Here is an 11,004-nt window from a genome sequence, read left to right on the forward strand (position 1 = left end):
GTACCGATCGCCCGCAGGTCGACACCGTCGCGCCCCAGTTCGAGCCCGATGGCGCCCCCTGTGCCGTACCCGCGGCGGCGGCGAGTTCACGGCCGCCGTGCGCGGAGAGCCGCGCCAGCCCGAAGAGCGACGCCTCGCCCCTGCGCAGCAGCCAGCCCGTGGCGAGCGCGGCCAGCAGGTGGCCGAGGATCATGGGCAGGCCGGGCAGCAGCCCCGCCGCCGGGGTGGCGGCGGACGCGAGGTGGACATGGGCGCCGGTCACGGTCGCCGGGTCGACGCCCGCTTCCGTGACGATGCGGCGGGCCTGGGCGAGGCCGATCGAGCCGGGGGTGTCACCGCAGACCAGCGAGGCGGCGAACCGGACGAGCGACGCGTCGTCCCCCGTGGCCGGAGCCGCGGGGGCTCCCATGGCGGCGGCCGTCATGGGGTGGGCGAGCCCGAAGAGCGTGTGCAGCGAGAGCTGCCCGCAGGCCAGGACCGCCGCGATCGACGGCAGCGAGCGCTCGCGCCCGGCGAGCGGTGCCACCACCGCGAGGGCGACGAAGAACCCGCAGAGCAGTGTCCACCCGGGTACGTCGGAGGCGGAGGCGACGCCATGTCCCGCGGCGGACAGCACGACGCAGACCGCGGCGAACACCGAGGCCCTCAGGAGCCGCAGACCGGCTCCGGCGCGTGTGACGGACCGTGCGTCAGGCGTAGACATGGCCGGGCCATCATCGCACTGCGCCCCCGCCCGTGGGGCGGCAGGTCCGGAACGTCATCTTCCGTACTGTTCGGGGTGCGTTGCGCGGGAAGCGGAACTGTTGCACACGATGCAGAACGTGACCGGTGTGACGGTCGTTGTAGCTGGTGGCGGGGGGCGTGCCGGGCGCCGGGGCCGGTCCGTGGTCCGGACATACACCGGCAAGCGGAATATTCGCGTCCGCCGAATGAGGGCTATCACGGCAGAACCGTGCTTACGGGGTGCCCTCCACGGCAATACGTATCGGTATGTCGAGCCGCAGCCAGGAGGCTGGAGCATGAGCATGTGGTGGTCACTCCATTTGCGGCGCGAAGCCGCGAGCGTTCCGCTCGCCCGTCGATTTCTCCTCGGCAGTATGGAGACGGCGGGAGTGGATCCGGACATCTCGTACGACTTGTCGGTGGCGCTCACCGAGGCCTGTGCCAACGCCGTGGAACACGGCGGGGACCGTGCCGTCGACCAAGGAGACCTCGGGGGCACCGCCCCCGGCCGCGCCGGTACCGACCGGCACGCGGGCGCCTCCGGTCAGTACCGGGTCACCGCGTATCTGGACGGCGAGACCTGCCGTATCGAGGTCGCGGACTCCGGACCGGGCTTCCCCGCCCGGCGAACCCTTCGCCCCGCAGCACATCCTTCCGATATCGGCGGCGCTCCGGCGAACAAGCCGGACTGCGCCGCCGACCCGTGGGACATGGCCGAGAGCGGCCGTGGCCTCGGACTCATCGAACAGCTCGCCGACCACGTCCACATCGGCAACCGGCCGGGACGCGGGACCGTGGTGAGTTTCGACAAGACCCTGAAATGGCGCGAGGGCGCGCTGCTCATGGTTTCCTGAGCGGCGCGCCCCGGCGCGGGTTCCGCGCGGTCTCCCGTGCGGTTCCTCGTACGGGAGACCACGCGGTTGCCCGTATGACGGGTGTCAGCCCTTGAGACCGGCCATCCAGGTCTCGATCTCGGCGGAGGCGCGGGGCAGCTTGTCGGAAAGGTTCCGGTTGCCGTCCTCCGTGACGAGGATGTCGTCCTCGATCCGGACGCCGATGCCGCGGTACTCCTCCGGCACGGTCAGGTCGTCGGCCTGGAAGTACAGACCCGGCTCCACCGTCAGGCACATGCCCGGCTCCAGCGTGCCGTTGACGTACGTCTCGGTGCGCGCCGCGGCGCAGTCGTGGACGTCCATGCCGAGCATGTGGCCGGTGCCGTGCAGGGTCCAGCGGCGCTGGAGGCCCAGCTCCAGGACCTTCTCGACGGTGAGGTCGCCGAACAGGCCCCACGCGACCAGGTGCTCGGTGAGCACGCGCTGCGCGGCGTCGTGGAAGTCCCGGAAGTCGGCGCCGGGCTTCACGGCGGCGATGCCCGCCTCCTGCGCCGCGTACACCGCGTCGTAGATCTTGCGCTGGAGCGGCGAGAACGTGCCGTTGATCGGCAGGGTCCGCGTCACGTCGGCGGTGTAGAGGTCGTTGGTCTCCACGCCGGCGTCGAGCAGCAGCAGTTCGCCGGAGCGGACGGCGCCGTCGTTGCGGACCCAGTGCAGGGTGGTGGCGTGCGGGCCGGCGGCGCAGATCGAGCCGTAGCCGATGTCGTTGCCCTCGACGCGGGCGCGCAGGAAGAACGTGCCCTCGATGAAGCGCTCGCTCGTGGCCTCGGCCTTGTCGAGCACCTTCACGACGTCCTCGAAGCCGCGCGCGGTGATGTCGCACGCCTTCTGGAGCTCGGCGATCTCGAAGGCGTCCTTCACCAGGCGTGCCTCGGAGAGGTACACCCGCAGTTCCTCGTCGCGCTCGGCGGTGACCTTGTCGGTCAGCGCGCCCTCGATGCCGGCGTCGTAGCCCCGGACGGCGCGGACCGGGCCGGTGGCCTCCGTCAGCGCGGCGGCGAGCTCGCGGACGTCCTTGGCGGGGATGCCCAGCACCTGCTCGGCCTCGGCGAGGGAGTGGCGGCGGCCGACCCACAGCTCGCCCTGGCCGTCGAGCCAGAACTCGCCGTTCTCGCGGTCGGAGCGGGGCAGCAGGTAGACGGTCGCGTCGTGGCCGGCCTCGCCGGTCTTCGGCTCCAGGACGAGGACGCCGTCCTGGGTCTGGTCGCCGGTGAGGTAGGCGTACTCGGAGGAGGCGCGGAACGCGTACTCCGTGTCGTTGGCGCGGGTCTTCAGGTGGCCCGCGGGGACGACGAGGCGCTCGCCGGGGAAGCGCGCGGAGAGCGCGGCGCGGCGGGTGGCGGTGTGCGGGGCCTGCGGCAGGGGCGCGAGACCGTGCAGCTCGGTGTCGGCCCAGCCCGACTTCATGCTCGCGGCGAGCTCGTCGGAGACGGCCGGGTACAGGCCGTTCTTCCGGGTCTTGATCGGCTCGGTCTCTTCGGTCGCTTCGATTTCCGGGGTCTCCGGGGTGCGCTCGTCGGACACGATGTGGCTCTCCTTGCTACGACACTGGGCCCCACCATCGTACGGGCGTACGGAAGGGGGCTCAGGGGGTGAGGGCCTCTTACCGCAGGGCCCACGGATCAGAGGGCCGGCGGCGCGGAGAGGGCATGGCTGATCCGCGGAGAGCATGGCTGATCTGCGCGGATACCAGAAGCGGATGGAGAGATTCCGGAAATCTGCTTCGCGAGGCACTGCGGCAGGGGTCGCCGTGGAGGCGTTACGGCAGGCGTCGCCGTGGTGGCGCCACGGGAGCGTCGTCGTGGAGGCGCTCTCCCGAGACGCCTCCGGGGAGCGGGGCCGACGGGCCCGGTCCGGGGAGCGGCACGGGGACCGGTCAGTCGAAACGCACGGCGAGGAGGACCACGTCGTCGGTGCGGTCGGCCGGGGTGTTTCCGGGCAGCAAGGTGCGCAGCACGTGGTCGGCCACCGCCTCCGGGTCGTGTCGGGCGGCCCGCGGTACCCCGGCGGCGGTGGCACGCAGCCGCGCGAAGGCCCGGTCCGTCGAGTCGCCGGTGCGGCGCAGCAGCCCGTCGGTGTAGAGGAGAACGGTTTCACCCGACTCGGGGCTGAACTCCACGCTCGGCGCCTCCCAGCACGCCAGCATGCCGAGCGGCGCGGAGACGCTGGTCTCGACGAACTCGGTACGCCGGTCGCCGACCACGAGCGGTGGGGCGTGCCCGGCGCCGGCCAGCACGATCCGGCGCAGCGCCGGTTCGCAGTAGGCGAAGAGCGCGGTCGCGGTGCGCGCCGGTTCGGTGAGCCGGAGCAGCAGCTCCAGGTCCGAGAGGACGGCCACCGGGTCCTCGCCCTCCATGACGGCGTACGCGCGCAGCCCGGAGCGGAGCCGTCCCATCGCGGCCGTCGCGCCGGGGCCGGAGCCGCCGGCGGCTCCCACCGAGAGGCCGAGCGCGCCGTCCGGGAGCGGCAGGGCGTCGTACCAGTCGCCACCGCCGTCCGGGGCGGGGCGGTGACGTGCGGCCAGCCGCACGCCGGGGATGCGCGGCAGCCGGCTCGGCAGCAGTTCCTCGGCGACGACCGCCAGATCGGACCGGGCGCGTTCGAGTTCGAGGAGTCGGGCCAGGTGCTCGGCTGCGTACCGCCCGTACAGGCCGACGAGGTGCTGTTGCCGCTCCAGGGGTTCGGCAGGTTCGTCGTAGAACCAGACGGCCGCGCCGAGCCGGGCGCCGGACCGGGAGACGAGGGGCAGGGCGTAGCTGGCGGCGTATCCGAGCCGCTCGGCGACCTCGCGGTGGCGGGGGTCGAGGTCAGCCTCGGCGAGGAGGTCCGGGTTGCTCACCGGGCCGGTGGCCGGGGGCGGAGCGTCGAGAATCCGGCCGTGGGGGGTGGCGGTCCGCGGGACGGTCTCGATGATGCCGAGGTCGGCGTGGCCGAGGCCGTGGCCGATGGTGGTGCGCGGGCCCCGGCCGTCGTCGGGTTCGAGGACCAGGAGGCCGCGGTGGGCTCCGACGAGGGCCGCTCCGGCGCTCAGCAGCTCCGGGAGCGCGCTGTCGAGGGTGTGGGTCCCGGCCAGCCGCTCGGTGAGTTCGTGGAGGGTGGTGAGGTCGGAGACCCATCCGGCCAGGCGGTCCTGGAGAAAGGCGCCCGGCGCGGGCGGCACCGTGGTCAGCGGTTCCGGAGTGTGCGTTGAAACCGGAACAGTGGGATTGATTCCAGCCATTTTTGGCAAGTGTCGGGCGCTCATGGCCTCCGGCTTTCCGACCGGCGAGTTCCGTCGAATAGCATCGCAAACCCCCCTGTCATTCTGCGCCACTATCAAGGCGTCCACATGTACACGTACAAGTAAGGCGATGTCCAGCATTGTCCTTGCGAGACTCCTGGTGTCCACGGGATACTCAACTTGGCCGAAAAATGCGGCAGGCGGCAGGTATTTGCTGTCGACTGGACGAGTTCTTCGGGCAGTGCCCTCCGGAGCGTTGTGCGGGGTGGAGCGTCATTCCGGTCGTGCGGGGTACGTAGTCGTTGAAGCGCGGGGCAGTTGGGACGGCCCCGGAACCCGGCGGCGGGAGCGGGCGTCCTCGTCCGTGACGGACGCCGTTCGGGAGTGGCGGGACCTCGCCCCGGCGGCACACGCGTGGCATGGCTCTTGACCGTCCCGCCGCGGCTGGACCGCACGAGGTGGTCCGGCTCCCGACAGTTCGACTCCGCAAGGCCGTTCGACTCAGGCACGGTCCGGTTCGACCCGTCTTCGCTCCGGCGCGCTCGGCCCGGCTCCGTCCGGCGCCCGCCGCACGTCTCTCCGTGCGGTGGCCCGACGAGCACGCGCGGTCACGGACGTACGGTCGCGAAGGCACAGCGATGAACGCGCGGTCCCGCATGCGCGGTCGGGTACGCAGTGATGCACGCACGGTGATCGGCGCACAGTGATCAACGCACGGTGATGCACGAGCCAAATGAACCGCGCACGGTGATCGACGCGGAGATCGGTCCGGTGATCGACGCGGTGATCGACCCAGTGATCTACGCACAGTCAGAGTCGCCGCCGCGAAGCAGTGCGATGCGCGGGCGGCGGCGTGGACCTCGGCGTTCAACGGAAAGGAACGAGCGCTCATGCGCGAGATCCCCGGAAGGCGACGCGGGAGCCGGTTCCGGCGTGGGGGCGGCACCGCTCGACTCGACGCGGCGCTGGCCTGCGCAATCGGCCGGCAGTGGCCCGTCCTGCCCGGTGTGGGGCTGTCCACCGCCCGGAGCGGCTGCGCCTGCCCCGACCCCGAGTGCGTGGTGCCCGGCGCGCACCCCTTCGATCCCGGACTGCTCGCGGCCACCACGGACGAGCGCATGGTGCGGTGGTGGTGGACCGGGCGTCCCACAGCCCCGGTACTGCTGGCCACCGGTGGCCGCGCGCCGTGCGCCGTGAGCTTGCCGGCGGTGAGCGGCGCGCAGGCGCTCGCGGTGCTGGACGCGCGGGGCATGCGGCTCGGGCCGGTGATCGCGACGCCGACCCGGTGGGCGCTGCTGGTCCGCCCGTACACCCTGGAGCTTCTGGGCGAACTGCTGCATGCCCAGGAGTGGGTGCCCAGTTCGCTGCGCTTCCACGGGGAGGGCGGCTACCTGGTGGTGCCGCCCGCGGGGAAGGGCGACGGCGGGGTCCGCTGGGAACGGCCTCCGGCGGCGCGGAGCACCACGCCGTGGCTGCCGGACGTCGGTACGGTCCTGGACGCGCTGGTGGCGGCGAGTACGAGTGCTCCGGGCGGCGGGACCCGGCTCGCCTACTGAAGGCGGGCGGCCGGGGGCGTACCCGGGTGCGGATTCCCGGGCGATCCGCCCGGAGAAGTGCCCGAGAAGTGCCCGGAGACCGCGGGGCACCTCTCCGGGCGCCCGGCGTTCTTTCGGACGTACCCCGGAGCGTCACCCCGTGCATTCCGACGGGACTTCGGTGCGGGGATTCCGGGTCGCGAAGGAAGAGCGTGGGTAGGCGAATTCTTGACCGTCCTTTCGAACTTGAGAGCCTTTCTGGAATGCTTTCCTTCACTGTTCTTGAATACCTGTCGTACAAGGAATGCGGTATCCGACTTCCGGCCGTGTCCACGCCTCGGGTGCGCGCTTCCGCCTCATGCCGCGGCGTGAGGACGCACAGGGGATGTACGGGGGATGCACAGCGGGCGCACAACTGTCGCGCCCGGTCTCCCGCGTGAGGCTTCGTCGCCCCGAGTGGCCGGTCCGCGCGGGGCCCGGCGGGGCGGACGTCGAGGGTGATGGTGCGGGGCGGCGGATCGCGTCCGTGCTCCCGGAGCGTGGGCGGCCGTCGCCCCGGCGGACCGGCGGTTTCCCGTCCTGCGTACCCGTCGGGTACGCAGGACGGGTACGGGAGGGCCTCGGCAAGGGCCCGTCGTTCGGGGCGGGTTGGGGTTCGTTCCGCCGTGGTGGCACGCGGTGTTCGCGGTACGGGCGCGCGGGGGCGTCCGGACATCTGCGCGAAGGCCGTCGCGCGCGAGATGCGCGGGAGATACGAGGGCGAAGGGCCGTCGTGCGTGGGGCGGCGGGCCGCTCGCGGTTTCGTCGCGGGCCGGGCCGTCCCTGAAATGGAGACGCCCGGTCGCTGGCGACGGGGGATGCACCAGCGACCGGGCTTTCAGAACCGTAACAAGAGATCTGCCGTTCGCAAATTCGATCTCGCCTATGAGGGACGGGATTTACTCGTCGGCACGGTTCGTTGTGACGCGAGTCACCGATCGGACCCGCGGTTCGTCACTGTCAGCTGAGCGTCACTTGGCGGTTGGTGAGCCCGCCGCGTGCCCGGCGCTCTTCCGCGGTCAGCGGTGCCTCGGAAGCCAGCGCCCCGGCCAGCCGCTCGGCGAACTCGGCCGCGGGCTTCTCGCACTCGTCGGCGGTCATGGCGCTCGGGAGGTCCCACACCGGGACGACGAGACCGTGGGCGCGGAACGAACCGACCAGCCGGGTCCCCTCGCCGAGCGAGGTCTCGCCGGCCGCGTGCAGCCGGGCGAGAGCGTCGAGGAGCTTCTCCTCGGGGTGCGGCATGACCCAGCGCAGGTGGTTCTTCTCCGGGGTCTCGCACCAGTACGCGGCGTCCACGGAGGACAGCAGCGAGGTCGGGATGGCGGCGTCGTTGGCGCGCTCCAGGGAGGCGGTCACCTCGGCCGTGGCGTTCTCCGCGTCCGGCACCCAGAACTCGAAGCCCGAGTGGACGACGGGCTCGAACGGCGCGTCGGCGGCGAGCAGGTCCTGCAGGCGCGGACCGTCGGCGGCGACCCGGCGGGCTGCGACCGGGGTGCCGGGCGCGGCCTCCAGCGCCTGCTGGAGGGCGTCGGCCAGACCGCGGCTGAGGTCACCGGAGGAGGTGTCGTTCTGCAGGGCGAGCAGGATGGAGCCGTCGTCGCGGCGGAGTGCCGGCCAGGCCATCGGCAGCACGGTCGCGAGCGTGACGGACGGGACGCCCTCGGGCAGTCCGTCCTTCAGCGTCAGCGGGACGGTCGCGGCGGGCACCAGTTCGCGCAGCGCGACCCAGTCGCACTCCCCGGCCAGTCCCTCGAACGGGCGCTGGACGAGCTCGGTGACCGCGTGCGCGGCGGTGCGTCCGTGACACGCCTTGTACCGGCGGCCCGAACCGCAGGGGCAGGGCTCGCGGGCCCCGACGACGGGGATCTCCCCGTCGTTCACCTGCGGCTTCGCGGCCTTGGTCGTCTGAGGGCGCTTCTTGGCCATGGTCGGCATTCTCCCGGTTGCGGCGGTGCGGTCTGAGAGTCTGTCGGGTGGCTTTCGACCGGGTGGTGGACGCGGTCCGGTGCGTGCGATTCCAAGGCGTCGGGACGGCCTCGTAGCGGAGCTACCAGGGCATCCCGACCACGCGGGAAGCGTGCGTGCCAGGGCGTGGCCGCCCGATCAGAGGTCATCCGACAGGCTCTGAGGCGCGAGCCTAGTGCCTCCCGCGCCCCGGACCCGACCGCCGCCCGCGCCTTCGGGAGCGCCGTCGGGCGCCCGGTCCGGTACGTGGTTCCGGTAGGTGAGTTCGGTGCCGGGCTCCGTCGTCCGGCTCTGCCGCCGGGGCTCGTGCCCGGCTGTGTCGTACGGCTTCCCGTACGCCTGCCGTACGTCCGTGCCGTACGGCTGTGTCGTGCTGCGCGCGGCGCCGCGCGCCCGGTCCTCAGCTCGCGTCGTCCAGGGCGGACAGCCCGTCGAGGTCCAGGCCCTCGAAGCCGGACAGCCCGTCGAATCCGGGCAGTCCGCCGAAGCCGGGCAGCGCGTCGAGGCCCGGGTGACCGTCCCCGGAGTTCAGCCGGGCGAGGCCGTCGAGGCCGTCGAGCCCCTCCAGTCCTTCGAACCGCTCCTCCGCCGCCACCAGCGCCCAGACCGTGACCTCGCCCGGGGCGTCGTCCCTGACGCCCCACTTTTCGGAGAGGGCGCTGATGATGTTCAGCCCGCGCCCGCCCCGAGCCGTCACCGAGGGGGTGGAGGGGATGGGCCGGGTGGGCCCGCCTCCGTCCGTGACCTCCACGGTCAGGCCGCCCCGGCGGTCCACGCGCCAAGCGGCGCGGACGTCGCCGTCACCGACGTCCACGTGCTGCCCCAGCGGTCTGCCGTGCCGGCAGGCGTTGCTGAGGAGTTCGGACAGGATCAGGACCGCGTCGTCGACGACCGCGTCCGAGACCCCGTTGTCCCGTAGTTGTGCGCGCATCCGGTGCCGCGCCTGCCTCACGCCCGCAGGGCCGTGGGGAACGGCCATGCTCGACGACGTGGGCACTTCTTGTGCCACCACCAACGTCACCCCCGAGACCTCCTTTGCCCCACGCCACGAAGGGGATGCCCCTCTGAGCTGCGCCGGAAACCGGTCAAAGCATCTCTGGTGACGCACTCGTAACGGCTCGACACGTACGGAATGCGCCGGTGCACTCCCCGTGACGGGTCTGACGGGTCCCGGGGACGACCGTTACGGGCGTCCGAGTTGGGAAAGGACCCGTTTCGGGCGATTGGTGATGATGGCCTCGATCCCCAGCTCGGCGCAGAGCGCCACGTCCTCCGGCTCGTTCACGGTCCAGACGTGTACGTGGTGCCCGGCCCGGTGCAGCCGGCGGATGTAGTCGGGGTGGTTGCGTACGATCCGGATGCCCGGTCCGGCGATCTGCGCGCCGGCGGGCAGCCGCCCGTCCCGCAGCCGGGGCGTGAGGAACTGCATCAGGTAGACGGTGGGCAGGGTGGGAGCCGCCGTGCGGACCCGGTGCAGGGACCGGGCGGAGAAGCTCATGACGCGTACGGGTGAGGGGCCTTCGGCCGGCGGGGAGTCGAGGCCGAACTCTCTGAGCAGCCGCAGCAGCCGCTCCTCGACCTGCCCGGCCCACCGGGTCGGGTGCTTGGTCTCGATGGCGAGCTGGAGCGGCCGGCCCGTCGCCCGTACCTCGGTGACCAGTTCCAGCAGACGTTCCAGGGTGAGTACGGAGGTCAGCTCGCCGGGCGCCGGGTCCCAGTCGGGGGACTCCTCGCGGTCCTTCCACGAGCCGAAGTCGAGCGCGGCGAGCTCCGAGAGTTCGAGCGCGGAGACCGCGCCCCGCCCGTTGGAGGTGCGGTTGACCCGGCGGTCGTGGACACAGACGAGCTGCCCGTCGGCGGTGAGCCGTACATCGCACTCCAGCGCGTCGGCGCCGTCCTCGATGGCTTTCCGGTACGCGGCCAGGGTGTGTTCGGGGGCGTCGTCGGAGGCTCCGCGATGGGCCACGACCTGGATGGGGGACGGGCTGGAGGGCTGTCGTGCGTCGGTCACCGCGTCATGGTGTCACCGCGACGCGGCGGCCGTGCGTTCCTTGTGCCGGGAGTGCCGTTTTGTCTGATGTAAAGATTGGTGTGCGGATGCACAGGTCCTGCTTACAGTGGCCTGACGTGTTCTGGGCAAAGCTTGGGCCCAGACACTGCAGAGCGGATCTCTTGCCGAATGCCGAGTGGAACCGAGGAGTAAAGAGCTGTGAGCACCGAGAACGAGGGCCACGAGGGCGCCGCGGTCCCCGCCGTACCGCCCGCTCCGTCAGTACCTCCCGTGCCGGCCGCCGCTCCTGAGGACCCCCGCCGGGACACGCCCGAGGCGCCGGCGACGGCGCATCAGGAAGACACGGCTCCGGCCGCGCAGGGCTCCACCGGGCCCGCCGCGCCCGCCGAGCCGCCCCAGGAACCGCCGTACGTGGACGGCCGGGCCGACGACACCTCCCCGTCGGCCGAGCCCGCCGGACCGTACGGCACCACTCCCGCACCGGCCGCACCGGCCCCGGCCGAGCAGGCTTCGGAGCAGCCGACGGAGGTGCGGCCGGTCGTCGAGCCCGCGCAGGCATCCTGGCTCGGTGCGCTGGTCGCCGTCCTCGCCACCGTCTGCCTGCTGCCGTACATC

Annotated in this window: 8 protein-coding genes and 1 pseudogene; 3 read left to right on the forward strand and 6 right to left on the reverse strand. The window is 72.3% G+C overall.

Going from position 1 to position 11,004, the window contains the following annotated elements; all coding sequences use genetic code 11:
• A partial coding sequence (locus tag ACWD3D_RS25985) for a hypothetical protein (protein ID WP_451463208.1) occupies positions 1 to 703 on the reverse strand: 703 nt, incomplete at its 3' end.
• Positions 704 to 1,019: 316 nt separating this feature from the next.
• Here ACWD3D_RS25985 and ACWD3D_RS25990 point away from each other — a divergent pair.
• Positions 1,020 to 1,577 (forward strand): ATP-binding protein, encoded by a 558-nt coding sequence (locus ACWD3D_RS25990; protein WP_451463209.1) that lies wholly within the window; start codon positions 1,020 to 1,022, stop codon positions 1,575 to 1,577.
• Between the two features lie 84 nt (positions 1,578 to 1,661).
• On the opposite strand, the gene ACWD3D_RS25995 is transcribed toward ACWD3D_RS25990, so the two are convergent.
• Positions 1,662 to 3,140 carry an aminopeptidase P family protein gene (locus ACWD3D_RS25995; RefSeq protein ID WP_451463210.1) on the reverse strand — a complete coding sequence of 493 codons (1,479 nt, stop codon included), beginning with the start codon at positions 3,138 to 3,140 and terminating at the stop codon, positions 1,662 to 1,664.
• A gap of 352 nt (positions 3,141 to 3,492) precedes the next feature.
• Positions 3,493 to 4,977: a PP2C family protein-serine/threonine phosphatase gene (locus tag ACWD3D_RS26000; protein WP_451463211.1), complete on the reverse strand. Its 1,485-nt coding sequence runs from the start codon at positions 4,975 to 4,977 to the stop codon at positions 3,493 to 3,495.
• A 749-nt stretch (positions 4,978 to 5,726) separates the two neighbouring features.
• Between ACWD3D_RS26000 and ACWD3D_RS26005 the strand changes: the two genes are divergently transcribed.
• Positions 5,727 to 6,392 carry a bifunctional DNA primase/polymerase gene (locus ACWD3D_RS26005; RefSeq protein ID WP_451463212.1) on the forward strand — a complete coding sequence of 222 codons (666 nt, stop codon included), beginning with the start codon at positions 5,727 to 5,729 and terminating at the stop codon, positions 6,390 to 6,392.
• Positions 6,393 to 7,370: 978 nt separating this feature from the next.
• On the opposite strand, the gene ACWD3D_RS26010 is transcribed toward ACWD3D_RS26005, so the two are convergent.
• From ACWD3D_RS26010 to ACWD3D_RS26020, 3 genes are all read right to left on the reverse strand, one after another.
• Positions 7,371 to 8,339 carry a DUF5926 family protein gene (locus ACWD3D_RS26010; RefSeq protein WP_451463213.1) on the reverse strand — a complete coding sequence of 323 codons (969 nt, stop codon included), beginning with the start codon at positions 8,337 to 8,339 and terminating at the stop codon, positions 7,371 to 7,373.
• Positions 8,340 to 8,778: 439 nt separating this feature from the next.
• The gene (locus tag ACWD3D_RS26015; protein ID WP_451463214.1) at positions 8,779 to 9,486 is read right to left on the reverse strand and encodes an ATP-binding protein; all 708 of its coding nucleotides are present in this window, start codon (positions 9,484 to 9,486) and stop codon (positions 8,779 to 8,781) included.
• Positions 9,487 to 9,561: 75 nt separating this feature from the next.
• Positions 9,562 to 10,389, reverse strand: coding sequence for a glycerophosphodiester phosphodiesterase (locus ACWD3D_RS26020; RefSeq protein WP_451463215.1), 828 nt, complete (start codon positions 10,387 to 10,389; stop codon positions 9,562 to 9,564).
• A 198-nt stretch (positions 10,390 to 10,587) separates the two neighbouring features.
• Between ACWD3D_RS26020 and ACWD3D_RS26025 the strand changes: the two are divergent.
• A pseudogene (locus tag ACWD3D_RS26025) lies at positions 10,588 to 11,004 on the forward strand (hypothetical protein); the annotation flags it as partial.

The organism is Streptomyces sp. NPDC002690 (assembly GCF_053592415.1).